Source organism: Aquisalibacillus elongatus (genome assembly GCF_003843875.1).
GTDB lineage: Bacteria > Bacillota > Bacilli > Bacillales > Alkalibacillaceae > Aquisalibacillus > Aquisalibacillus elongatus.
This window is the reverse complement of record NZ_RKRF01000011.1, coordinates 99,255-125,063: the sequence shown is the minus strand read 5'-3', so window position 1 is coordinate 125,063 and position 25,809 is coordinate 99,255. Positions and strand designations below refer to the sequence as shown.

At 36.1% G+C, this 25,809-nt stretch carries 27 protein-coding genes; 18 read left to right on the top strand and 9 right to left on the bottom strand.

The window, feature by feature from the left end:
* Positions 1–144: 144 nt before the first annotated feature.
* From EDC24_RS11760 to dnaA, 8 genes are all read right to left on the bottom strand, one after another.
* Positions 145–1,251 carry an HD-GYP domain-containing protein gene (locus tag EDC24_RS11760; protein ID WP_124222840.1) on the bottom strand — a complete coding sequence of 369 codons (1,107 nt, stop codon included), beginning with the start codon at positions 1,249–1,251 and terminating at the stop codon, positions 145–147.
* Between the two features lie 104 nt (positions 1,252–1,355).
* Entirely contained in the window at positions 1,356–3,821 is a 2,466-nt protein-coding gene (gene gyrA, locus EDC24_RS11755) for a DNA gyrase subunit A (RefSeq protein ID WP_124223001.1), read from the bottom strand.
* 118 nt (positions 3,822–3,939) lie between these two features.
* Positions 3,940–5,859, bottom strand: coding sequence for a DNA topoisomerase (ATP-hydrolyzing) subunit B (gene gyrB / locus EDC24_RS11750; RefSeq protein WP_124222999.1), 1,920 nt, complete (start codon positions 5,857–5,859; stop codon positions 3,940–3,942).
* Positions 5,860–5,909: 50 nt separating this feature from the next.
* Positions 5,910–6,200 (bottom strand): extracellular matrix regulator RemB, encoded by a 291-nt coding sequence (gene remB, locus EDC24_RS11745; RefSeq protein ID WP_124222838.1) that lies wholly within the window; start codon positions 6,198–6,200, stop codon positions 5,910–5,912.
* Positions 6,201–6,208: 8 nt separating this feature from the next.
* A complete protein-coding gene (gene recF / locus EDC24_RS11740; protein WP_124222836.1) occupies positions 6,209–7,327 on the bottom strand; it encodes a DNA replication/repair protein RecF in 1,119 nt (372 codons plus the stop codon).
* An 18-nt stretch (positions 7,328–7,345) separates the two neighbouring features.
* Positions 7,346–7,570 (bottom strand): S4 domain-containing protein YaaA, encoded by a 225-nt coding sequence (gene yaaA, locus EDC24_RS11735; protein WP_124222834.1) that lies wholly within the window; start codon positions 7,568–7,570, stop codon positions 7,346–7,348.
* 121 nt (positions 7,571–7,691) lie between these two features.
* A complete protein-coding gene (gene dnaN, locus EDC24_RS11730; RefSeq protein WP_124222832.1) occupies positions 7,692–8,834 on the bottom strand; it encodes a DNA polymerase III subunit beta in 1,143 nt (380 codons plus the stop codon).
* Positions 8,835–9,009: 175 nt separating this feature from the next.
* The gene (dnaA, locus tag EDC24_RS11725) at positions 9,010–10,356 is read right to left on the bottom strand and encodes a chromosomal replication initiator protein DnaA (protein ID WP_124222830.1); all 1,347 of its coding nucleotides are present in this window, start codon (positions 10,354–10,356) and stop codon (positions 9,010–9,012) included.
* Positions 10,357–10,900: 544 nt separating this feature from the next.
* On the opposite strand from dnaA, the gene rpmH reads away from it, so the two are divergent.
* The 11 genes from rpmH to EDC24_RS11670 all read left to right on the top strand — a co-directional run bounded on the left by rpmH (position 10,901) and on the right by EDC24_RS11670 (position 20,826).
* Complete coding sequence (rpmH, locus tag EDC24_RS11720) at positions 10,901–11,035, top strand: 50S ribosomal protein L34 (RefSeq protein ID WP_124222997.1); 135 nt, start codon at positions 10,901–10,903, stop codon at positions 11,033–11,035.
* Between the two features lie 103 nt (positions 11,036–11,138).
* On the top strand, positions 11,139–11,480 hold the full coding sequence (rnpA, locus tag EDC24_RS11715) for a ribonuclease P protein component (protein WP_124222828.1): 342 nt from the start codon (positions 11,139–11,141) through the stop codon (positions 11,478–11,480).
* A 123-nt stretch (positions 11,481–11,603) separates the two neighbouring features.
* A complete protein-coding gene (gene yidC, locus EDC24_RS11710) occupies positions 11,604–12,395 on the top strand; it encodes a membrane protein insertase YidC (protein ID WP_124222826.1) in 792 nt (263 codons plus the stop codon).
* On the top strand, positions 12,392–13,012 hold the full coding sequence (gene jag, locus EDC24_RS11705) for an RNA-binding cell elongation regulator Jag/EloR (protein ID WP_124222824.1): 621 nt from the start codon (positions 12,392–12,394) through the stop codon (positions 13,010–13,012). Before yidC ends, jag begins: the two co-directional genes overlap by 4 nt.
* A gap of 203 nt (positions 13,013–13,215) precedes the next feature.
* Positions 13,216–14,592: a tRNA uridine-5-carboxymethylaminomethyl(34) synthesis GTPase MnmE gene (gene mnmE / locus EDC24_RS11700; RefSeq protein ID WP_124222822.1), complete on the top strand. Its 1,377-nt coding sequence runs from the start codon at positions 13,216–13,218 to the stop codon at positions 14,590–14,592.
* A 16-nt stretch (positions 14,593–14,608) separates the two neighbouring features.
* Positions 14,609–16,495 carry a tRNA uridine-5-carboxymethylaminomethyl(34) synthesis enzyme MnmG gene (mnmG, locus tag EDC24_RS11695; RefSeq protein ID WP_124222820.1) on the top strand — a complete coding sequence of 629 codons (1,887 nt, stop codon included), beginning with the start codon at positions 14,609–14,611 and terminating at the stop codon, positions 16,493–16,495.
* Between the two features lie 9 nt (positions 16,496–16,504).
* A complete protein-coding gene (rsmG, locus tag EDC24_RS11690) occupies positions 16,505–17,224 on the top strand; it encodes a 16S rRNA (guanine(527)-N(7))-methyltransferase RsmG (protein ID WP_124222818.1) in 720 nt (239 codons plus the stop codon).
* 217 nt (positions 17,225–17,441) lie between these two features.
* Positions 17,442–18,302 carry a nucleoid occlusion protein gene (gene noc / locus EDC24_RS11685; RefSeq protein ID WP_124222816.1) on the top strand — a complete coding sequence of 287 codons (861 nt, stop codon included), beginning with the start codon at positions 17,442–17,444 and terminating at the stop codon, positions 18,300–18,302.
* Between the two features lie 131 nt (positions 18,303–18,433).
* Positions 18,434–19,207, top strand: a complete 774-nt coding sequence (locus tag EDC24_RS11680) for a ParA family protein (RefSeq protein ID WP_124222815.1) — start codon at positions 18,434–18,436, stop codon at positions 19,205–19,207.
* Positions 19,188–20,021: a ParB/RepB/Spo0J family partition protein gene (locus tag EDC24_RS11675; RefSeq protein WP_124222813.1), complete on the top strand. Its 834-nt coding sequence runs from the start codon at positions 19,188–19,190 to the stop codon at positions 20,019–20,021. Before EDC24_RS11680 ends, EDC24_RS11675 begins: the two co-directional genes overlap by 20 nt.
* Before the next feature lie 85 nt (positions 20,022–20,106).
* Positions 20,107–20,826 carry a DUF554 domain-containing protein gene (locus EDC24_RS11670; RefSeq protein WP_124222995.1) on the top strand — a complete coding sequence of 240 codons (720 nt, stop codon included), beginning with the start codon at positions 20,107–20,109 and terminating at the stop codon, positions 20,824–20,826.
* Positions 20,827–20,838: 12 nt separating this feature from the next.
* Here EDC24_RS11670 and yyaC read toward each other — a convergent pair whose 3' ends face one another.
* Entirely contained in the window at positions 20,839–21,423 is a 585-nt protein-coding gene (gene yyaC, locus EDC24_RS11665; protein ID WP_124222811.1) for a spore protease YyaC, read from the bottom strand.
* A gap of 74 nt (positions 21,424–21,497) precedes the next feature.
* On the opposite strand from yyaC, the gene EDC24_RS11660 reads away from it, so the two are divergent.
* From EDC24_RS11660 to EDC24_RS11630, 7 genes are all read left to right on the top strand, one after another.
* Positions 21,498–22,520, top strand: coding sequence for a YkvI family membrane protein (locus tag EDC24_RS11660; protein ID WP_124222809.1), 1,023 nt, complete (start codon positions 21,498–21,500; stop codon positions 22,518–22,520).
* Between the two features lie 38 nt (positions 22,521–22,558).
* The gene (locus tag EDC24_RS11655) at positions 22,559–22,753 is read left to right on the top strand and encodes a DUF951 domain-containing protein (protein WP_124222807.1); all 195 of its coding nucleotides are present in this window, start codon (positions 22,559–22,561) and stop codon (positions 22,751–22,753) included.
* 183 nt (positions 22,754–22,936) lie between these two features.
* A complete protein-coding gene (gene ychF, locus EDC24_RS11650) occupies positions 22,937–24,037 on the top strand; it encodes a redox-regulated ATPase YchF (protein WP_124222804.1) in 1,101 nt (366 codons plus the stop codon).
* A 129-nt stretch (positions 24,038–24,166) separates the two neighbouring features.
* A complete protein-coding gene (gene rpsF / locus EDC24_RS11645; RefSeq protein WP_124222802.1) occupies positions 24,167–24,457 on the top strand; it encodes a 30S ribosomal protein S6 in 291 nt (96 codons plus the stop codon).
* 12 nt (positions 24,458–24,469) lie between these two features.
* Complete coding sequence (gene ssb / locus EDC24_RS11640; RefSeq protein WP_124222800.1) at positions 24,470–24,952, top strand: single-stranded DNA-binding protein; 483 nt, start codon at positions 24,470–24,472, stop codon at positions 24,950–24,952.
* A gap of 30 nt (positions 24,953–24,982) precedes the next feature.
* Complete coding sequence (gene rpsR / locus EDC24_RS11635; RefSeq protein ID WP_124222798.1) at positions 24,983–25,207, top strand: 30S ribosomal protein S18; 225 nt, start codon at positions 24,983–24,985, stop codon at positions 25,205–25,207.
* A 164-nt stretch (positions 25,208–25,371) separates the two neighbouring features.
* Entirely contained in the window at positions 25,372–25,740 is a 369-nt protein-coding gene (locus EDC24_RS11630; protein WP_124222796.1) for a hypothetical protein, read from the top strand.
* Positions 25,741–25,809: the final 69 nt, after the last annotated feature.

Genomic DNA, 25,809 nt, shown 5'->3' with positions numbered 1-25,809 from the left:
TTTTATTATACACGATTCTATTTGTAATCTCATTGGTAATTTAGACATATTCTTTAAAAATATATGTAAATAATAGACTTAAACTTGTAATCTAAAAAAACCATTAGCCAAGTACTTTTTACTTAACTAATGGTTTTTGTAAACCTAATTAAAAAGAACTTCTTCAATATACAATTCCCGGTGGTTAACTAAATTAATAATGTCTTGATCTCCGTCTTTTTTCACCATTGGTCTAGTCGGATATTTTTGATCTACAAAGACAATCTCACCTGTTTCATTATTGGTTAAACGGACTTTTGTGCCTGCTGAAAAAAATACGACAGCATTCACTAGTGTTTTAACAATTTTCATATCTAACTTACCAAATTGCCTATTAAGCAATTCTTCAATAACTTTAAATGGTGACTGTTTCTTTCGGTAGTGACGCTCAGATGTCATAGCATGAAACATGTCGCTTACAGCAATAATTCTAGCATATGGGTGTAAATGATCATGCTCTACACCAAGTGGATAACCTGTACCATCTAATCGCTCATGGTGTTGTAAAACGGCAATTTTTGTATTCTTACTTAAGTATGGTTCGTGTTCAATCATTCGATAAGACAATATAGGGTGTTTTTTAACGCGTTCGTATTCAGTAGCTGTTAAAGCACCGTCTTTTTTATACAAATGCCAGTCCTCTTTCAACATTCCAATATCACTAAGGTAAGCGGCTAAAGCGATTTGCATTCGTTCATTTTGATTATACTTTAGTTTCTTAGCGATAAAAGCAGATAGAACTGACATCGCTACGATGTGATGATAAAAATAATCATTTTTATCCGTATAATGATGGAGCTCCATTAAGACATTTGAGGAAGATTCTCCTTTTTCGATTAATGGATGGATTAATTGTCTGATTTTGGAAAGATCCAATTCTGGACGTTGTGACCAGTTTGAAAATAATTGTTTTGTTTCTTTTACAACATGAACATATTGTTCATAGAACGTAAGGAACGTCTGTTTTGTACTTGTTTGACGCTCTGTTGACTCTTCTTCTGATTCCTCTTTGGAAACCTCTTGAGCTTTAAACAATTCGCCATTCACTAACCTAGAAGCGACTTCTACATAAGAGATTTGAAAATCGGTTAAAACTTTAATATGAATCGGCTCGATCACTGTATTCTTAGGAATTAACGGAAATATCGTTTGACCCATCACATCTTTCGTGACTAAACAACCGGGGACTAGTTTTTCTGGATGAACCCTCATGTTTAAAACTCCTCTCACCCAACAAAAATTCTAAAGTTCTATAATTGATAAAGATAAAGCCCGTCTAATGAGACGAGCTTTAATTGTATAAGAATCAGCAGTCATTATGATTCATCATCATCATGAGGTTGTTCTTCCGTTGCATCTTCTAATTCTACGTTTTCGTCTTCCTCAGGTTCTAGTTCTTCATCTTCCTTTTCAACTCTTGCAACTGTCGCTACTTCTTCCTCATCGGCTAAACGAATTAATTTAACACCTTGTGTATTACGACCTGTACGTGAAATGGATTCAGAAGACATACGAATTAAAACACCACTTGCGGTCATTAGCATGAGGTCCTCTTCACCTGTGACAGGTTTTACAGCTACGACATGGCCGTTCTTTTCGTTTAACTTACACGTTAAAATACCTTTACCACCACGGTTTTGTAAACGATACTCTTCTTCAGGCGTTCGCTTACCAAACCCTTTGGATGTCACGGTTAATACATCTACATCCGGGTTTAGGATTTCCATTGAGACGACTTCATCATCTTCTTTTAGCGTAATCCCTTTAACACCAGAAGCTGTACGACCCATAGAACGAACATCATCTTCATTAAATCGAATTAATAGACCATTCTTCGTACCAATCATGATATTTTTGTTTCCATCCGTTAATCGAACGGAAATTAACTCATCATCTTCACGTAGGTTAATAGCTCTTAGGCCACCTCGCCTAATATTCGCGAAGTTATCAAGTGTTGTACGTTTGGATAGACCGTTTTTCGTCGTAAAGAATAAATACCAATCAGCTACAAATTCATTGACTGAGATCATGGCGTTGACCCATTCATCTTTTTCAATTTGTAGTACATTAACTAAAGGAATTCCTTTGGCTGTACGACTAAATTCAGGGATTTCATACCCTTTCGCACGATAAACTTTTCCTTTATTCGTAAAGAATAACAAAGTATCATGTGTTGAGGTAGATAATAAATGCTCAACAAAATCTTCATCGTTTGTACCCATACCTTGAATGCCTCGACCACCACGACGTTGAGCACGATATGTGGTTGCTGGCAGACGTTTGATATAACCTCTATGCGTCAAGCTAATAATAACCGTTTCCTCAGGGATTAAGTCCTCATCTTCAATAAAGTCCATACCACCGACGGTTATTTCAGTTCGACGTGTATCATTATACTTCTCTTTAATTTCAAGAAGTTCTTCTCTAATGATTTCTAACACTTTATCATCATTGGCCAAAATAGCTTTAAGTTCAGCAATTAACTCTTTAACTTCTTTATATTCGCTTTCAATTTTCTCACGTTCTAAACCGGTTAAACGCTGTAAGCGCATATCTAAGATCGCTTGAGCTTGTTTTTCTGATAAACCAAAACGCGTCATTAAACCGTCGCGAGCTTCATCAGTCGTTTGAGATTTTCTGATTAACTCAATCACTTCATCTAAATGATCAAGTGCTATCTGTAAACCTTCTAAAATATGAGCTCTTGCTTCAGCTTTTTCTAAATCATATTTCGTTCTGCGAATAATGACTTCTTTTTGGTGTTCTAGATAGTGATGCAGTGTTTGTTTAATATTTAGAACTTTTGGTTGGCCATCCACTAACGCCAACATATTAATCCCAAATGATGTCTGTAAAGCTGTTTGTTTATACAGGTTATTTAAAACCACGTTCGCGTTGGCATCTTTACGAAGTTCGATAACGACCCGTAATCCTTCGCGGTCTGATTCATCACGTAAGTCTGTGATGCCATCTAATTTTTTATCTCGGACAAGCTCTGCAATTTTCTCAACTAATCTAGCCTTATTAACCTGAAAAGGAATTTCAGTGACGACAATTTTGGATTTACCATTTGATTCTTCAACGATATCAGCTTTCGAACGAATCGTAAGTGATCCCTTACCCGTTTCATAAGCTTGGCGAATACCGCTTCTGCCTAAAATTTGTCCACCTGTCGGAAAGTCTGGTCCGTGCAGGTAGTTTTCCATAATTTCTTCAATCGTAAGATCAGGGTTTTCACTAATGGCTAAAACAGCATCAATTACTTCACCTAATTGGTGAGGTGGAATATTAGTAGCCATTCCAACCGCAATTCCGGATGCCCCGTTGACTAAAAGATTTGGGAATTTAGCCGGTAAAACAACAGGCTCTCGTTCTGTCCCGTCATAGTTATCATTATAATCGATCGTATTTTTATTAATATCTCGTAATAATTCCATTGAAATCTTAGACATACGAGCTTCTGTATAACGCATGGCTGCTGCAGAGTCTCCGTCGACAGAACCAAAGTTTCCGTGACCATCAACCAACATGTTACGGAAGTTAAAGTCCTGTGCCATACGCACCATGGCGTCATATACAGCTGAGTCACCGTGTGGGTGATATTTACCGATAACTTCACCGACGATACGTGCTGACTTTTTATAAGCTTTATCTGCATGCATTCCTAAGTCGTGCATCGCATATAAAATACGTCTATGTACGGGTTTTAACCCATCACGAACATCTGGTAAAGCACGAGACACAATAACACTCATGGCATAATCTAAAAAGGATGTTCGCATTTCATTACTAATATTAATTTCTTCAACTCTTGGTCGTTGTTCCAACCGTCATTACCTCCCTAAATGGTCAAACGAGCACAAGTAACACCATAAAAGGTGTCTTGCGCTCTACCAAACACTAAATATCTAAGTTCTGTACGTACTTGGCATTCTGTTCTATGAAATCACGTCTTGGTTCAACTTGATCTCCCATGAGTATTTCAAAGATCTCATCCGCTTCCATGGCATCTTCTAAATTAACCTGAAGTAACGTACGAGCTTCAGGATTCATTGTTGTCTCCCACAGCTGTTCTGGATTCATCTCACCTAAACCTTTGTAACGTTGTATGTTCGGTTTTGGTGTTTTTGGTAATTCAGCTAACAACTTATCAAGTTCTTGGTCTGTATAAACATAATTCAGGTTTTTATTTTGCTTAATTTGATATAAAGGTGGCTGTGCAATATACACATAACCGTGTTCAATTAACGGACGCATATAACGATAGAAGAATGTTAATAATAACGTTCGGATGTGAGCACCATCGACATCAGCATCTGTCATAATCACAATCTTGTGGTAACGAGCTTGTGTTATATCAAATTCTTCACCAATCCCTGTACCTAAAGCTGTAATCATGGCACGGATTTCGTTATTAGATAAAATTTTATCTAAACGAGCTTTCTCAACGTTTAAAATTTTACCGCGTAAAGGCAAGATAGCTTGAAAGTGACGATCTCGGCCTTGTTTAGCAGAACCGCCTGCAGAGTCCCCCTCTACAATATACATCTCACCAACCGACGCATCCTTAGAAGCACAATCGGCTAGTTTACCAGGTAAACTCGAGACTTCTAAAGCCCCTTTACGACGCGTTACTTCACGTGCTTTTTTCGCTGCAATACGAGCACGAGATGCCATTAAACCTTTCTCAACGATTTGTCTTGCTACTTTAGGATTTTCAATTAAAAATGTAGAGAACTTCTCTGAGAAAATTTGATCCGTAATTGTACGAACTTCACTATTTCCTAGTTTCGTCTTCGTTTGACCTTCGAATTGTGGGTCTGGGTGTTTGATTGAAATAATTGCTGTAAGACCTTCTCGTACATCATCACCAATTAAATTTGGATCATTTTCTTTATATAGATTATTTTTACGCGCATAATCATTAATGACACGTGTTAACGCGGTCTTAAACCCTGATTCATGCGTTCCACCTTCAGCAGTGTGGATATTATTTGTAAACGAATAAATATTGCTGGCAAAACCGTCGTTATACTGTATCGCAAATTCAACCGTTACATCATCCGACTCATTTTCACCGTAAATAGGGTCATGTAATGTTTCACGCGTTCGGTTTAAATGCTCAACATACTCCGCAATACCGCCTTCATAGTAAAAATGTTCAGGTTCTTGATCAACGCGATTATCTTCAATGGAAATACGTAATTGTTTGTTTAAATAAGCTAATTCTCTTGTACGGTTGAGTAACTGATCATAGTCAAATTCTTGTGTTTCTGTGAAAATTTCAGTGTCTGGCTTAAAGTTAGTCTTCGTTCCTGTGATTTCTGTTTCACCAACCATTTTAACTTCATCATCAGGAATACCGCGTGTGTAACTTTGATAATAAAGTTTGCCATCACGATGTACATAAACTTCACAGCTTTCAGATAATGCGTTTACGACTGATGCCCCAACACCATGTAAACCGCCAGACACTTTGTACGACCCACTATCGAATTTACCACCTGCGTGCAGGACAGTCATAATAACTTCTAGAGCTGGCTTATTAGCTTTTTTATGCATATCAACTGGAATACCACGACCATCGTCTATCACGGTAATGCTATTATCTTTTTCAATAATAATTTGAATATGGTCACAATAACCTGCTAAGGCTTCGTCAATACTATTGTCTACAATTTCCCAAACTAGATGGTGTAAACCTCTTTCACTTGTTGATCCAATATACATACCAGGGCGTTTTCTAACAGCCTCTAAGCCTTCTAATACTTGTATTTGACTTGCACCATAATCCGATTGTTCATTTATATGTTCTTCCATCGCCATGTTCTCACCTTCATTTTCTATTGAATTACTAGCTCTTTAAACCTTCACTCTTCTAGTTCATACGTATCCGTAATATCATCTACTTTATCCAGTTTGTAAGATAATTGCGCTCTTCGATTTAACGTCGAGACAGATAATGAGCTGAAATAAATATGGTTAACTGTTATGACAATTGATTTTGCTTCTTCATACGATGAATCTGATACATTACCTTTTTCACGCTGCTTAAAAATCATCTCTTCGATAATCGATGAGGAATGAAATAAACTATAATCTATAATCGAAACCACATCTTTAGAACGAATAACGTTTTCATCACCAATATGTATAAACATCTTCATCCTCACCTTTCTTCCGTTAATTGGCCATTATGGACTGTAAATATTTCTGCCTTACTAATTGTTTCATGATCTATACCATCAACGCTTGTTGTCGTCACAAATGTTTGTACCTTTCCTTGTATGGTATTTAACAGATGAGACTGTCTATAATCATCTAACTCACTTAACACATCATCTAATAAAAGAATCGGATATTCCCCAACTTCTTCATAGATTAATTCTATTTCGGCTAGTTTAAGCGACAATGCTGTTGTTCGTTGTTGACCTTGTGAGCCAAATGTTTGAACATTCTTTCCGTTTACATAAAAAAGCAAATCATCTCGATGAGGTCCAACTAGTGTGGTACCTCGCTCAATTTCTTTTGATTCGAATCTTTCAAAATGGTTTTGTAATTCTAGTCTTATTTTCTCCGAATCCATGTCTTCTGATACGTTTACACTCGCATCATAATCGATGTTTAACGTTTCATGTCCGCGACTAATTCCTTCATGGATCGGTTGAGCCCATTTTCTAAGCTTTTGTAAAAAAATAAAGCGTCTTTCTAGCAAAATACTTGCATGCTCAACTAATTGATCAGTATAAACTCTGAGCATGGTTGGATCTGGTTCTTGGCTTCGTTGTAAATCTTTTAAAAGAGCATTTCGTTCTTTTAAAATGCGCTGATATTGTCCCAGATGATAAATATAAATGGGCTGAGTTTGCCCGATTTCCATATCAATAAATTTCCGCCGTTCCTGTGGGCTTCCTTTTACAAGATTTAAATCTTCTGGCGCAAACATAACAACATTGATTGCACCAATGTATTCACTTAAACGTTTTTGTTCAACGTGGTTAAATTTGGCTTTTTTTCCTTTGTTTGAAAAAACAACTTCTAAAGGGAAGCTCTGATTTCGTCTAAAGACTCTACCTTCTATTTTACCATACTCTCGATCCCATTTGATTAATTCTTTATCTCTTGGGGTTCGATGAGACTTCGTGAAGGCTAAAACATAAATGGCTTCCATCATGTTCGTTTTACCTTGCGCATTTTCACCAATAATGACGTTAATGGACTGATCAAAGGAGACTGAAAAATGATCATAATTTCTATAATTGGTCAGTTGTATTTCTTCAATATACATGGAGTGACTCCTTAAACCTTAATCTTTGGCTTTTCCGACTTGAAATGCTCCTACTTCATCAACTTCAACTACATCGTTAAGTTTTAATTTTCTTCCACGACGATCATCTAACTCGCCATTAACGTATACGTCAAATTCTTTTAGAAATACTTTCGCCATTCCGCCAGAGTCAATAATATTAGCTAATTTAAGAAATTGGCCAAGCGTAATTTCATTCGTATCTATTTCAATTATTTCAGGCATTTTGTCACCTTCTTTAAAAAATTCCTTCCACTATTCTATTTTACTAAATATTTGGCTATAAGAAAAGAAACTGAACGATTTGAAGTGTTTCCCCTAAAATCGTTCAGTCTCTCTGTCTTTCTTAGTACGTTCTTACTGGTGTTATTAGCTGTAAAATTGGTTCATCGTCTTCATCAGGTTGCATAATAAATGGTCGCATAGCTCCAGTAAAGTTAATGGATACTTGATCAGTTCCGATGGCTTTTAATGCATCAATCATATATTTGGCATTGAAGGAAATTTTTAGCTCTTCCCCTTCAATAGCGTTTGTTTCTAAAGTTTCCTCTACATAACCTATTTCTGGTGAGTGACTTGTAATTTGTAATATATTTTGCCCTTGTGTAACTAATTTAACAATATTATTTCGATTATCTTTAGCTAACAAGCTAGCACGGTCAATGGATTCAATAAGATCTTTTGAATTAACGTTAACGACTGTTTTACTTTGATTTGGAATTAATCTTGATGTTTCTGGATAATTGCCGTCTAATAATCGAGATAAGAAATATAAATGCTTCGTTCTAAATAAAATTTGATTATCCGTGACACTGATCTGAATCGGTTCTTGCGTATCGTCTAAGATTTTATTTAATTCGCTTAAACTTTTTCCAGGAATGACCACATTGTTAAATGTTAATCCATCTGTATCTGTCATATTAATTTTACGTGAAGCTAATCGGTGGCTGTCTGTTGCCACTAATTCTAATTGTTCGTTTTCTAATTTTAAATGTACTCCAGTGAGAATGGGACGTGTTTCTGAAACAGATACAGCAAAATTCGTTTGACGAATTAACATTTTAAGTAAATCAATTTGTAAATGAAAGCTATTGTCTGTTTGTAAAACTGGCAATTGTGGATATTCCTCAGTGTCTTGTCCATTCAATTTAAATTCTGCGTGTCCTGATTTAATTAAAACATTCATATCATCATCAACTGATAATTCCACTTGATTCTCAGGTAGTTTACGAATAATCTCAGGCAGAAATTTAGCTTGAATGACAACTGAACCAGGGACAATCTCATGGATATTAACGACTCCGTCTTCCTCACTTGGAATGATGGATTCGATTGTTATATCTGAATTACTTCCTGTTAAGGTCACTTCTTGTTGGTTGGCTTCAAGTTTTATTCCTGAAAGTATTGGAATTGTCGGTTTTGACGAAATTGCTTTCATAACGTTTTGGATACTTGCCATTAACGGTTCACGTTCAATTAAAATTTTCATAATGCCCTCCTATTAATCGTTATTATATATTTATTTATTTTTTATAAAATACAGTCTTAGTAATAGTAGGTGTTGTGAATTTGTGTATAACTGGAGTTAATACTGAACAACAAAAGTTATTCACATGTGGATAACGTGTTTATAAGTGTGTAAGGTTTATACACATGTTCACAATTTAAGATGACTTAATGGATTCGGTTAAATCATCAATTTCTCGTTGTAGTTGTAAATCATCAGACATCATTTTAGAGATTTTTTCATGAGCATGTATGACAGTTGTATGATCACGCCCACCAAATTCTTCACCGATTTTAGGAAGAGAAAAATCAGTTAATTCTCTTGATAAATACATCGCTATTTGTCTCGGGAAGGCGACTGACTTCGTTCGTTTCTTAGCTGCAAAATCCTCAATTCGAATATGATATTTTTCTGCCACAATTTCCTGTATGCCTTTAATTGTAATTTCTCTTGGTTGACTATTAGGGATGATGTCTTTTAATGCATTAGCTGCTAAAGCGGCGTCGATATCCTCATTTACGAGTGATGAATACGCAACAACTCTTATAAGAGCACCTTCTAATTCACGTATATTTGTATCGATCTGATTCGCAATATAAAGCATCACTTCATTAGGGATATCTAGTCCATCTGCTTTTGCTTTTTTACGTAAAATCGCAATACGTGTTTCTAAATCAGGAGGTGTAATATCGGTAATTAATCCCCATTCGAAACGGGAACGTAAGCGATCTTCTAAAGTAGGTATTTCTTTAGGTGGTCTGTCACTTGAAATAACGATTTGTTTATTTTCCTCATGAAGTGTGTTAAACGTATGGAAAAATTCTTCTTGAGTTTGTTCTTTTCCAGCTAAAAATTGAATATCATCAATTAATAGTACGTCCACATTTCGATATTTATTGCGGAAATCAATCGCTTTGTTATCTCGAATCGAATTTATAAACTCATTTGTAAATTTTTCTGATGTTGTATAAACAACACTAGCTTGAGGATTATGTTCTAAAACATAATGACCAATCGCATGCATTAAGTGTGTTTTACCTAATCCAACTCCTCCGTAAATAAAAAGGGGATTGTAGGCTTTGGCTGGTGCTTCGGCTACAGCTAAAGAAGCAGCATGAGCGAAACGGTTTCCTGAACCAATGACGAATGTTTCAAAAGTATATTTGGAATTCAACATTGTTTTCGAAGATGATTGATCATTTTTCATTTGGTTTATTTTCTTAACAGGTTGTTTAGCTGGTTCATCAATGTTCTCTGTTTCGGGAATCATAAATTTAGGCTCTAATTCAGATCCTGTTAAATCATAAATCGTTGATGAAATTAATGATGAATAACTATTTTCAAGCCAATCCCTTGCGAACTCATTTGGAGCGGCAATCACAATTTGGTTGTCTTGTATATATTTAGCTTCAGTTGATTTTAGCCAAGTATCAAAGCTTGGTTTACTCACTTTTTTCTCAATTTCAGCTAAAGCTTTGGTCCAGATCTCTGCTATGTTATCCAACTAGTTCACTCCTTTGACTAACGTCTAAAAAGGCGTTGCCCTTAATAATAAAACAATTGTGGATAATTGTATATAACTCAGACAACAAATATGTAAATTTATCGACAAAATCCACAACAATGTGCATAACAAACTAAACAGGATGTGAGTAACTATCCACAAATTATTCACATCCTGTGGAAAACAGCGTTATGTGATAAAGTTATCCACGTAAATTAACACTATTATCTTATCAAATTATCACAACAATTACAACGCTTGTAGATACTTATCCACAAATGTAACAAACATGTACAAAATTTCTATCCACAACCCTGTATATTGTGGTTAATTTGTCGAAAAATGATGTGGATATATTTTAAATTGTTTTAGTTGTTCTATTAAGATGTGGATAAATAAATGCTTGTGTTCAACAGAAGAATGTTTTACAATGAATATTGCGTTATTAAATTGACATTTGTTGTTCCATTTTATATACTAATTTGGACTGTTTTTTGAAATAGTAAATGTAACGTGCTTGGAAGATTTTCAGGAGGTGTAAATGATGAAACGCACTTATCAACCAAATAAACGTAAGCGAAATAAAGTACACGGCTTCCGTACTAGAATGAAAACGAAAAATGGACGTAAGGTTCTAGCGCGTCGTCGTAAAAAAGGTAGAAAAGTTCTTTCTGCGTAGACCACTGAAAAAGCTCAGTGGTCTTTTTTCACGTTAAATTGAAGTTTTATATAAAAGGAAATGAGTCAATCCTATAGTAGAGATCTCATGATGGGATGATTGGATGAAGAAAGAATACAGAATTAAAAAAAATGAGGATTTCCAAAAAATATTAAGAAATGGTCAGTCGTTTGCGAATCGACAGCTTGTTATATATTATTATGAGAAGAATGATCAAAACCATTTTCGTGTGGGGCTTTCAGTTGGAAAGAAAATCGGTAACGCCGTTAAGCGAAATGAAATTAAGCGTTATTTAAGACATGCGTTTATAGAGTTAGAAGATTCTATAAAACCAAATTATGATTTAGTCATTATTGCTAGAAAACCGACGAGTCAGATGAGCTTCCATGAGGTTAAAAAAAGTTTAACACATGTTTTGAAGCGCTCTAACATGTTTCGTCAATAAATGATTGAATTTCTTATGGTAATAGATGCTGAAGAAGTGCTAAAATACTAAATAGAGTTTTATCTCAATACATACTTGAGACTAATATAGATACATGTGAAGTTTGATAGGAGGAAATAGAGGGTGCGCAAAAAAATATTACTGATCATAACATTAATAGGGTTAGCCTTATTTTTATCCGGTTGTTTAGATGTTAACCAGGATATTACTAACGATACTAAAGAAGGAGTATGGGAAGAATATTTTGTGTGGCCATTAGTGTCACTTATTGAGTTTGTAGCTACTGATATTTTTAACCATGGATATGGTGCAGCTATTATTATCGTAACGATTTTACTTCGTACGTTAATTCTTCCATTGAATGTTAAACAATTAAAGTCATCTCAGGCAATGCAGTTATTACAGCCTGAAATTCAAAAGTTAAGAGAAAAGTATTCGTCAAAAGACCAACAAACACAACAGAAATTACAACAAGAAACGATGGCGTTATTCCAAAAGCATGGTGTTAATCCACTGGCTGGGTGTTTACCTATAGTTGCTCAAATGCCAATTTTAATCGCATTCTACCATGCCATTGTCCGTTGGGAACCTATTAGAGATTACGGCTTTTTATGGTTCCAATTAGGAGAATCAGGTATTGCTAACAACTTACTGTTAGCCTTAATTACAATGGGAACAACTTTCTTACAACAAAAATTAATGATGGCAGGACAACCTGCTAGTGTTAACCCGCAAATGCAAATTATGTTATACTTATTACCACTAATGATTGGTGGGTTTGCATTATTCTTCCCGGCGGCATTAGCACTATACTGGATCGTCGGTAACATCTTTATGATAGCTCAAACAATCTTTATTCGTCGTCCGTTGATGAAACAATTCGAAGAAAATAATAATGGGGGAGCGAAAAAGTGAGAGAAATAACGGCTAGTGGTCAAACAGTTGAAGAAGCTAAGGAAAATGCGCTAAGTCAATTAGGACTTTCTGAAGACCAAGTGAATGTAGAAATCATTGACGAAGGTAAGAAAGGGTTATTGGGCGTATTTGGATCTAAACGTGCGTATGTAAAGGTTCAAGAGAAAATTGATTTAGTTCAAGTAGGAAAAAGTTATTTAGAACACGTGGCTCATGAAATGGGTATTGAGGTCGAGGTTCGACCAGATAACCGTGAAGATGAAATTTCATTTGAGTTGGTGGGCGACAAAATTGGTCTATTAATAGGAAAGCGCGGTCAGACACTAAATGCATTACAATATTTAACGCATTTAGCTGTTAATAAAGCGGATGAAAATCAATACGTAACCGTTGTTGTAGATGCTGAGAATTACCGTGAAAGAAGAAAAGAAACGCTTTATCAGTTGGCTGAGAAATTAGCGAGTAAAGCTGTTCGAACAGACCAAGATGTCAAAATTGAACCAATGCCATCATTTGAACGTAAAATCATTCATACAGCATTACAAGACCACACCGATGTTTCAACTCACTCAGAAGGAAAAGATCCAAATCGATATGTTGTTATAAAACCTAATTAAGTAAAGGGGGGCTGTCTTTCTAGTCATATAAGCTGACTAGAAGACAGTCTTTTTAATGGGCAGATAAGACTTCTTAATACCTTTTCTTTTGACACGTTTTATGTTATTGTTTTAAGTTAGGAAAATCATGTGCTGAACGCATGGAGTTGCGTTTTGAGGTTATATTTTCCTTAAAAATATGAAATTAGAAAGGGGTGAAGGTCATGGAACAAGACACCATTACAGCTATTTCAACACCGATTGGTGAGGGAGCGATTGCGATTGTTCGTCTAAGTGGTGATGAAGCTTTTGCCATTGCTAATCGAGTGTTTCAAGGTAAAGACATTTATGAAGTGGATTCACATACGATCCATTATGGAAATGTCGTAGATTCAAAGACAAATGAATTAGTTGAAGAAGTGATGATGACAGTCATGAGAGCTCCGAAAACCTTCACCCGTGAAGATATCATAGAGATAAACTGTCACGGTGGAATGGTTTCAGTTAACCGTGTCTTACAACTTGTACTAAGAGAAGGGGCTCGCCTGGCCGAACCAGGTGAATTTACAAAACGCGCCTTTTTAAATGGCCGTATAGACTTATCACAAGCAGAGGCGGTAATGGACCTCATTCGTGCTAAAACAGATAAGGCCATGAATGTAGCACTAAAACAAATGGATGGGCGACTGTCTGGATTGATTAGACAATTACGTCAGGAGCTCATCGAGACAGTTGCGCATGTCGAAGTGAATATAGATTATCCTGAGTATGACGATGTAGAAGAAATGACGCACGAAGTATTGGTAGAAAAAGCTACTCATGTTAAAAAAGAAGTGCAAAAAATTCTTCAAACCGCTAAACAAGGAAAGATTCTAAGGGAAGGAATCGCTACAGCTATTATTGGAAGACCGAACGTTGGTAAGTCTTCCTTACTAAATAAATTAGCACACGAAAATAAAGCGATCGTTACTGAAGTACCTGGTACAACACGTGATGTGATTGAAGAGTATGTCAATGTAAGAGGAGTCCCACTTCGATTGATTGATACAGCAGGTATTCGTGAAACAGAGGACATCGTGGAGAAAATAGGTGTTGACCGTTCTCGTCAAGCTCTAAAAGATGCTGATTTAATTTTATTAGTGTTAAACGGTAATGAGGAGTTCACAAAGGAAGATGCTGCATTGTTTGAAGCAGCTGAAGGTATGGATGTCATCGCATTAGTTAATAAGACTGATTTAGATCAACAAATAGATATGAATCAAGTTAAACATGTTGCAGGCGGATCCCCCGTTGTAACGACTTCTCTTTTACAAGAGGAAGGAATTGATGAACTAGAAGAAGCGATTGCTAATACGTTTTTCGAAGGCGAATTAGAATCTGCTGATTTAACCTATGTATCAAATGTTCGTCATATCCAATTACTCGAACAAGCCGAATCTGCACTAGACGACGCCTTAAATGGAATTGAAATGGATATGCCGCTTGATTTAGTGCAAATTGATATAACAAGATCGTGGGAATTACTCGGTGAGATCATTGGTGATAACGTACACGAATCACTTATTGATCAATTGTTCTCCCAGTTCTGTTTAGGAAAATAATAAAGGAGGTACAAACATGTATAATGCAGGACAATATGATGTTATTGTTGTCGGTGCAGGTCATGCAGGTGTTGAAGCAGGTCTAGCAGCTGCTAAACGTGGTGCGAAAACACTAATGCTGACTTTGAATTTGGATTTAATTGCATTTATGCCATGCAACCCATCAATTGGTGGTCCTGCTAAAGGCGTCGTCGTTCGAGAAATTGACGCACTTGGCGGCCAAATGGGTAAAACAATTGATAAAACGCATATTCAAATGCGTTTGCTTAATACAAGTAAAGGACCAGCTGTTCGTGCATTACGTGCACAAGCTGATAAAGTTTTATATCAACAAGAAATGAAAAAAGTCATTGAAAATCAAGAGAATTTAACGCTTCGCCAAGGTATGGTCGATCAGTTATTTGTAGAAGATGGTGCTGTAAAAGGTGTGTTAACTGAAACGAAGGCGGCTTACTACGCACCAACTGTTATTGTAACAACAGGGACGTTTATGCGTGGTAAAGTGTTGATTGGTGACATTGAGTATGAAAGTGGACCAAACAATCAACGTTCTACTGTTAAACTTTCAGAGCAGTTAGAAGAGCTCGGGTTTGATATCGTTCGCTTTAAGACAGGCACACCGCCACGAGTAAATAGTCACACAATCGATTATACTAAAACAGAACAACAACCTGGCGATGAAGTGCCTCGAGCATTTTCTTATGAAACAACAGAATTTATTACAGACCAAATTCCATGCTGGTTAACGTATACAGGCGAATTTACGCATCAAATCATTGATGAAAACCTAGGTCGATCTGCTATGTACTCAGGTGCAGAGCGTGGTACTGGACCAAGATATTGTCCGTCAATTGAAGATAAAATAGTTCGTTTCCATGATAAGCCACGTCACCAAATTTTCTTAGAACCAGAAGGACGGGATACAGAAGAAGTATACGTTCAAGGGCTATCGACGTCACTACCTGAGGACATTCAAAAACGTTTGTTAGAAACAATCCCAGGTTTAGAAAAAGCAGATATGATGCGCGCAGGCTATGCCATTGAATATGATGCTGTTGTGCCAACACAGCTTTGGCCAACACTTGAAACGAAAAAAGTTGACGGTTTATTTACGGCAGGCCAAATTAATGGGACATCTGGATATGAAGAAGCAGGCGGTCAAGGGATTGTAGCCGGCATTAACGCAGCGGCGAAATCCCTAGATAAGGAGCCATTAATTCTAGACCGCTCTGAGGCTTATATTGGTGTTATGATCGATGATTTAGTGACAAAAGGAACTAATGAACCTTATCGTCTATTAACTTCACGTGCCGAATATCGTTTGTTACTACGTCATGATAATGCAGACTTACGACTAACGGACATTGGATATAAGATGGATGTCGTTACTGAAGAGCGTTATGAACGATTCACACGTAAGAAAAACTTAATTGACCAAGAAGTTAAGCGACTAAAATCGCATATTATTAAACCAAATGAAGACGTTCAAAACTTACTTCATGAACTAGGTGGTTCACCACTGAAGGATGGTGTTCGTGCTTCTGACTTACTTCGACGTCCAGAGATTAAATATGATCATATTAAACAGTTGATCCCAAATGATGAAACATTACCTGAAGACGTTGAGGAACAAGTTGAAATCATCGTGAAGTATGAAGGTTATATTGAAAAATCAATGCAGCAAGTAGATAAAATGCGAAAAATGGATAACAAACGCATTCCTGAACACATTAACTATGATGATATTCAAGGGATTGCAACGGAGGCTAGAGAAAAGCTTAAAAAAGTTCAACCTTTATCAGTTGGGCAGGCATCACGAATTTCAGGTGTTAACCCATCAGATATTTCTATTTTACTCGTTTATATTGAACAAGGTGTCAGATCTCAAGCTTCGAATGAATAGAGGATGCTTATGAATGAATCAATGTTTATAAATGCATTAAAAGAACAAAATATTAATTTAACAGAGCAACAACTTCAGCAGTTTAATACCTATTTTGAGGTATTAGTGGAATGGAATGAAAAAATGAACTTAACCGGTATTACAGACCGAGAAGGCGTTTATTTAAAACATTTTTATGATTCCATTTCGGCTGCTTTCTATGTTGACTTTAATCAAGTTGATTCGATTTGTGATGTTGGTGCTGGAGCGGGATTTCCTTCAATCCCGCTCAAAATTATTTATCCTCATCTGAAAGTAACAATTGTTGACTCACTCAAAAAACGGATTACGTTCCTAAATCATTTAGCAGAGCAGTTGAACCTTGATGGTGTAGCCTTTTATCACGATCGTGCAGAAACGTTTGGGAAAAATAAAATGTTTCGAGAGTCTTTTGATGTTGTCATGGCCAGAGCTGTTGCTAGAACGTCAGTCTTAAGTGAATTATGCTTACCATTAGTTGAAGTTGGAGGAAGACTGATTATGATGAAAGGTGCTAGTTTCAAAGAAGAACAAGTATCAGGTGAATTAGCTGTTAAAACACTTGGTGGAGAGTGGAACGCTATTCATACTTTTTCACTACCGATTGAAAATAGTGAACGCTCAATTGCGATTATTGATAAGAAGCGGAAAACACCGAAAAAGTATCCAAGAAAACCTGGAACACCGAACAAAGATCCGATCGAATCATAAGCGAAAATGTCGATTTGTAAAGGTTTTTGACGTAAAGTTAAGGCTAGTATTCTATAAAATTTACTTCTTTCAAATGCTAGAATATGATAGAATAGTAGTAGTGATTCACAAGATAGTACGATTAATTAATGTAATGTTTCACGTGAAACATTACATTTTTAATACATAATATACTTCGACTTAAGAGATTCATTGAATTTTGAAGGTAGGTGCCTAAATGAGTTCGTTAAGTAAATTGTTTGGAAAAAACGAGCAAAATAATGAATCAACTAATCAAGAAGAACAAATTGACTTGAACGAAGTAGTCGAACTACCCGTTCAAGATATTAGGCCGAACCAATATCAGCCGCGTACCATTTTTGACGATTCGAAAATAGAAGAATTAGCTCAAACGATTCGTACGCATGGTATGATCCAGCCGATTGTTGTTCGAAAATTAGAAGACCAGAGTGGTTATGAACTCATCGCTGGTGAACGTAGGTGGCGAGCTGTTCAGACATTAGAATGGGAAACCATCCCATCTATTATTAAAGATATGACAGATACGCAAACAGCTTCCGTGGCATTAATTGAAAACTTACAACGTGAAGAATTGACCGTGATAGAAGAGGCGATTGCTTACGACCAATTACTTCAAATTCACGGGCTTACACAAGAGGCGTTGGCGCAACGCTTAGGTAAAAGTCAGTCTACAATTGCAAACAAATTAAGATTACTTAAACTAGCAAGCGTCGTCCAGCAGGCAATTTTAAATAAACAAATTACAGAACGTCATGCGAGAGCTCTAATTGCTTTAAAAGAAGAAGAGCAACAAGAAAATGTCCTAAATGAGGTTCTCGAGAAACATTTAAATGTTAAACAAACTGAAGATTACGTAAAACAGATCTTAAATCCTGAAGAAAAGAAACAGAAAAAGAAAAAACCTCAAGTAAAAGGGGTTAATAAAGATGTTAGAATTGCACTTAATACCATTCGTCAGTCATTAAATATGGTTCAGGATACGGGAATGGACATTGAATCTGAAGAAAAAGATTCAGATGAGTTTTACGAGATTACCATTAAAATTCCTAAAAAATAGCTTAATAGTTACGGTATTCCCATCTTAATTTTAAAAGATGGGTCTTTTTTCTATAATATACATCTAACATTTAATTCAAATACATGATAAAATAAAAATATTGAATACTAATAGATTGGGCAGGTGACATTATGGGAAAAGTCATTGCCATTACGAATCAAAAGGGTGGCGTTGGCAAGACAACAACAGCAGTGAACTTGAGCGCTTGTTTAGCTCATGAAGGCAATAAAGTCTTGCTCATTGATATCGACCCGCAAGGTAATGCAACAAGCGGTATAGGGTTGAATAAAGGCGATATGTCCGCTTGTATATATGATGTACTAATTGAAGAAGAAGATCCTCGACAAGTCCGAGTTACTTCAAATGTTCCTAACTTAGATGCGATTCCGGCAACTATTCAGCTAGCTGGGTCGGAAATTGAACTTGTACCGACGATTTCTCGTGAGTTACGTTTAAGGAAATCACTAGAAAATATTCGAGATGACTACGATTACATAATCATAGATTGTCCACCTTCCTTAGGGTTATTAACGCTTAATGCATTAACAGCTGCAGATAGCGTAATCATCCCAGTTCAGTGCGAATATTATGCACTTGAAGGTTTAAGTCAGTTATTGAATACGGTTAGACTGGTGCAGAAACGACTAAACCAAAACCTAACTATCGAAGGTGTACTGCTGACAATGCTTGATGCACGTACAAATCTCGGAATTCAAGTAATTGAAGAAGTGAAGAAATACTTCCAAGATAAAGTGTTTAATGCAATCGTACCTAGAAATATCCGTTTAGGTGAAGCACCGAGTTATGGTGAGCCGATCATTACTTATGATCCAAAATCTAAAGGTGCTGAAATATATAGCGAATTAGCGAAGGAAGTGATGGCAAATGGCCAGAGGGTTGGGTAGAGGTTTAGAAGAACTGTTTGGTGTTGAGGAAGAAGGAGTACAAGAAGTACCAATAGATCAAATTCGTCCAAATCCTTACCAACCTAGAAAAAACTTCGAGGCGGATGCGATAGAAGAACTTAAAGATTCCATTTTACAGAATGGTGTTTTGCAGCCTATTATTGTAAGGCAAACGATCAAAGGTTTTGAAATCGTCGTTGGTGAACGTCGTTACAGAGCTTCTAAAGAAGGTGGCTTAAAAACGATTCCAGCAGTTGTTCGTGAACTATCAGATGAACAAATGATGGAGTTAGCCCTTTTAGAAAATCTTCAACGTGAAGATTTAACACCAATGGAAGAAGCTGAAGCTTATGAACGATTAATCCATGAATTAAATATTAAACAAGATGATTTAGCTAAACGACTTGGTAAAAGCCGTCCTCATATAGCTAATATGATGCGACTATTATCGCTGCCTGAAAAGGTCAGAGCGATGATTAACAGCAAAGAGCTCACAATGGGGCACGGTAGAGCACTACTTTCTTTGAAAGAAGAAGAGGAAATTGTCTTAGTTGCTGATAAAATTCGCAAAGAACACTTAAACGTCCGCCAAGTTGAAAATTTAATTACTCAATTAAATGAAAAGAAACAAAAGAAAAAGCAGAAAAAGACAACGAAAAAAGATGTCTTTATCTCTTCAAAAGAGGCTGAATTAAGAGACTTATTTGGTACAAGTGTTAATATACAACAAGGCAAGAAAAAAGGTAAGATTGAAATTGAGTATTTCGACCAAGATGATTTTAATCGCATACTTGAATTACTAACTCATAAGTAATAAGAGCTCGCCATTCGGCGGGTTTTCTTTTATAGTTAGATTAAAAATGTTTCACGTGAAACATTTTAAGGTAAGGGTGATCAAAATAGCACTAACAGGCGTTATTGTAAACGGTATTTGTATTATATTAGGAACGATATTCGGACTATTTTTTACTAAAATATCAGAACGAATAAAAGATACAGTCATGGTTGGGATTGGACTTACAGTTTTGTTGATCGGTTTTTCAATGGCGCTCACGTCTGAACGAATCATTGTAATTCTACTGAGTTTAGTAACCGGCGCCATCATTGGTGAAGGGCTCGACTTAGAAGAAAAACTAAATCGCTTGGGTTCTCATATCGAAGTGAAATTTAAAAAGCCTGGTCAAAATTCAAGAATAGCAGAAGGCTTTGTAACTGCATCTTTAATTTTCGTGATTGGTGCGATGGCTGTTGTTGGGGCTTTAGATAGTGGATTGCGCGGAGACCATGAAGTGTTATTCACGAAGTCAATCATTGACGGTTTTGTTGCACTAGTCTTAACAACCACAATGGGTTTTGGCGTGATTTTTTCCGTTATTCCCGTTGTATTATACGAAGGTGGAATAGCTCTTTTTGCAACACAAATTAATGCTTGGATACCTAAAGATATGCTCGACTTATTTATTGAGGATATGACATCGACAGGTGGTTTGTTAATTTTTGCGATTGGACTCAACCTATTAAAAATCACTGAAATTAGAGTCGCTAATTTACTCCCAAGCTTACTGACAGTTGGAATTATTCTATACGTGTATTTACAAGTTGAATCATGGCTCATGTAACCCCATAGTAATCTATGGGGTTTTGATTTTTACAAAACTTTTGTTGCGCTTCCTCTTAATATCCATATAATAAAGGGCTTGTGCAATTTGTTTCGCCATTTTCATCACAACGGATAAGCGAGTGTTTTGTAGAATCGTAAACTCCATAAACCCACCAATATTCACATAACCTTTAATAGATAAATCTCCGACGGGCTTAATATCCTTTTTTACTGCTGCTCCAGGTATTAACGGCCCGACTTCTACATCAATCGATTTAACTTTTGGTAAGGAAGACAATGCAGCATCAATGGCAATGATGCATGGTAGTTGGTATGTCTCATAAATATCATCTAATGTCTCTTTGAGGTTTTTTGCATGGACAGGTTGATCAATCGTTCCATATACATGTAAGTCTTTTATAGGTTTTTGTTTTAACATATAACCTATTAGAGGTCCTAAACTATCACCAGTCGATCGATCGGTTCCGATACACAAAATAATAATAGGTCTATTAGATGGAATGTTATCGTGAAGTGTTTCGGATAAGTTGTGAACAAAACTACGGTCATCTGTATGTAACGTCGTGATGGATTGGTTAAATTTAATAGAAGTCATACTTCCAACCCCTTGTACATATTTTTACTAGTATATGGCGTAGATTTAGAAGATATACATAAGGGGTTGAAGGGATGGTAGGTGGATTTCGTTGGATTGGACTTATTGTGGCAACTATGATTGGGGCAGGTTATGCTTCAGGGCGTGAGATTTGGGAGTTTTTTGGCCATGAAAGTGGACTAGCTATTTTATTATTTACGATTATGTTTATCGTTAGTTGTAGTGTTATCTTAACGATTAGTTATGAAATGAAATCGGAGAACTACTTACCGGTGTTACAAACATTAGTAGGGAAGAGGTTTGCGAATGTATATGACTGGGGAATTTTATTATACTTATTCACCATGTTATTTGTCATGATCTCAGGGAGTGGTGCAACTGTAAATATGTTTGAGCTTCCTTACTCAATTGGCGTGGTATTAATAATTACCCTGTTACTCGCAGTGATCCCATATGGTATGGATGGAATCTTATCGATTAATCGTTTTTTACTTCCAATGTTGATTGTAGGATTGGCAGTTGTTTTAATCGTTTTTATTTTTCAAGAAAAAGTCCCATTATTATACCATTATGTTGAGCAATCGAATTGGGCCTCATCGATTCCTTTTACATCATTAAATGTTGTCCCACTCATTGCAGTAATTGGAGCCATAGGGAAAGAAATAAAGAGCAAAAAAGAAATATATGTTGCAAGTATAGGTAGTGGTTTAGTTTTAGGTTTTATATCTTATATGTATAATATTAGTTTAATACACGTCTCTGATCAGCTATTTTTCTATGAAATCCCATTGTTTGCGATATTAAATGGCTATCCTGTTCAAATGTTCTTTATCATGACAGTATTACTTTGGTTTGCTATATATACGACAGCGATCACGAGTCTTTTTGGTTTGATTGCACGCGTAAAAGGTTATTTTAAGATGAACAAAGGGATGGTAGGCGTCGTGTTAATCCTAGCAGCGTTACCATTTACCTTGGTTGGTTTTTCAAACTTAATCAGTTACTTGTATCCTTTATATGGAATCGTTAATATCTATGTACTTGCAATGATTTTATTATTTCCTATTATTAGACGAGCAAATGAGAGACAAATTTGATAAAATAAGAAGGTAATAAATAATGGAGGGTGGTCAATATGGTTGAAGCTAAATTTGATTTAAATGATGTTGTTGAAATGAAAAAGCCACATCCATGCGGGACAAATAAGTGGAAAATTGTACGAATGGGGATGGATATTCGTATTAAGTGCTTAGGCTGCAATCATAGTATTTTAATTCCAAGAAAAAAATTCGAGAAAAAACTAAAAAAAGTTTTAGAAAAATCAGAGTGAAAAAATGTTTCACGTGAAACAAAATTAAATTATATACCTATTTTTTGATAAACAAGGGCTAAAATGCCTTTGTTTTTTTAATTTTCCCTATAGCTTGTTTTTTTACGTTCAAATATCTATAATTGTTATGGACTAATCTTGATAGAAGTGGGTTCGGAAACTGAAGGAGTGTTTAAAAAATATATGTCATTAACAGCTGGGATTGTAGGTTTACCAAACGTAGGGAAATCTACTTTATTTAACGCAATTACACAAGCTGGAGCGCTATCGGCAAACTATCCATTCGCAACTATTGATCCAAACGTAGGAATTGTAGAAGTGCCCGATGAGCGACTTCATACGTTAACAGAAATGGTGAATCCTAAGAAAACAGTTCCAACATCATTTGAGTTTACCGATATTGCTGGAATTGTGGAAGGTGCAAGTAAAGGTGAAGGGTTAGGTAACCAATTCCTTTCACACATTAGACAAGTAGATGCTATTTGTCATGTCGTACGTTGTTTTAGTGATGATGATATCACACACGTATCAGGAAAAGTTGATCCAATCGCTGATATTGAAACAATTAACTTAGAATTAATTTTAGCGGATCTTGAAACGATTTCGAAACGTTATGACAAAGTCGAAAAATTAGCGAAGCAAAAAGTGAAGGATGCACAGTTTGAATACGATATTTTAACTAAACTAAAAAACGCATTTGAAAATGAGCAACCAGCACGTACGCTAGAATTTTCAAAAGAAGAAGAGCGATATGTTAAACAACTACATTTATTAACGTCTAAACCAATCCTTTATGTAGCAAACGTTGGTGAAGATGAACTATTAGATGTTGAAAGTAACGATAACGTTCAAAAAGTAAAAGAGTATGCTGAACAAGAAGAAGCAGGCGTCATTGTCATTTGCGCGAAAGTGGAATCGGAAATTGCTGAGTTAGAAGGCGAAGAGAAAGAAGAATTTCTAAATGAATTAGGGATTGAGGAATCAGGGTTAGACCAATTAATCAAAGCATCTTATAACATGCTTGGGTTGGCGACTTATTTCACAGCTGGAGAACAAGAAGTTAGAGCCTGGACGTTTAAAAAAGGAATGACGGCTCCACAAGCTGCTGGTATTATTCACTCAGATTTTGAGCGAGGTTTTATTAGAGCTGAGACGGTTTCTTACGAAGATTTAGTTGAAGCAGGATCTATGGCTAAAGCTAGAGAAAACGGGAAAGTTCGCTTAGAAGGAAAAGAATACATTGTACAAGATGGCGATGTCATTCACTTCCGTTTTAATGTGTAAAATCAGGGGATAAATTATTGTTGTGAGTTAACCTTAAGTTTGATATAATACTTTATTGTGAGTAATTAGATTACTCCTTGCCCTCATATGAAATGTAGGGCCGTAAAGTCCAAGAGGAGGTGAAGACGGATGAATAAATACGAAATCATGTATATCATCCGCCCAGATGTTGAAGAAGAAGCTCGTAAAAGCGAAATAGAGCGTCTTCACAACGTGTTAACGAATAATGGCGCGGAGATTACGAATGTTGACGAAATGGGACAGCGTCGTCTTGCGTATGAAATCAACGACTACCGTGATGGTTACTATGTTGTTGTTAATTTCGAAGGCGAACCTGTAGCGGTTGATGAATTTAGCCGTGTTGCGAAGTTCTCTGACGATGTAATTCGTCATATGGCAATTCGCGAAGACGATCAATAAGGGGTGTTTGATGTGTTAAACCGAGTTGTATTAGTTGGAAGATTAACGAAGGACCCTGATTTACGCTACACTCCAAATGGGGTGGCGGTTGCTAACTTTACCGTAGCCGTTAATAGACCTTTCTCCAACCAACAAGGAGAACGTGAAGCGGACTTTATTAATTGTGTCATTTGGAGACGTCCAGCCGAAAACCTTGCAAACTATATGAAAAAAGGTAGCATGGTTGGTGTGGATGGCCGAATTCAAACTAGAAGTTTTGACGGTCAAGATGGAAAACGCGTATTCATAACCGAAGTGGTTGCAGATAGCGTTCAATTCCTTGAATCAAAAGGGTCATCTAGAGGTGGAGCAAACACTCAAGGAAGTTCAGCTCCAAACACATCAAACAATTCAGGCTCACAAAATCAAAGTGGATCAGAATCTAAACAAGATGACAATCCATTTGAAAATAGTGGCGAACCAGTAGATTTGTCGGATGACGACTTACCATTTTAAACAAACATTCTAATCAAAGGAGGGTTATCGATGGCACGTCGTGGACGCAAACGTAAAAAAGTGTGTTATTTCAAGTCGAACGGTATTACACACATCGACTATAAAGATCTTGATTTACTAAGACGATTCGTTTCAGAACGTGGTAAAATTTTACCTCGTCGTGTAACAGGAACGTCAGCAAAATATCAACGTAAATTAACAAGAGCAATTAAACGCGCTAGACAAATGGCATTACTACCATATGTTAGCGAATAATAACTTTGAACTGCAACGACTTACCTAAAAGGTAAGTCGTTTTTTATATTAAGAAATGTAATACTAAGGCAACAAAATAAAAAATATAAGGTACTATTAATAAAAGAAGTTAATAATCACATATAATTCAAAGGATTTTATACTTAAGCAAAGGTGGATTAATAATGAAAAAAACACATTTTTTAAATATTATACTCATTATAATGTTATTCACTTCATGGATATGGTTTGCTTTAGATGATAATAAGCCTAAGACAAGTGCTGACTTAGTCAATTATCTATTGGTCAATGATAACGATGATTTAGAAGATGTTATTCAAAGGGATTCATCATTAGAAGGTAAAGATATTAAAAACCGTAAGGAATATTTTCAAAATTCAACTGAGATTACACAATTTTTTATTGTAGAAGCAAACCACAAGGAAAGTCCTCTTCTAATTGAGACTACTCCAAGTTTAATTAACAATAAACTACTTATCAAAGATATTAAGGAAATTAACATGAACACCTTACAAAATATATTAACAGAATAGGAGATAGATTTATAAAAGCAAAGTAAGAATCCAATATACTTATTTTGCTTTTTTTATGTACAAGTCAGT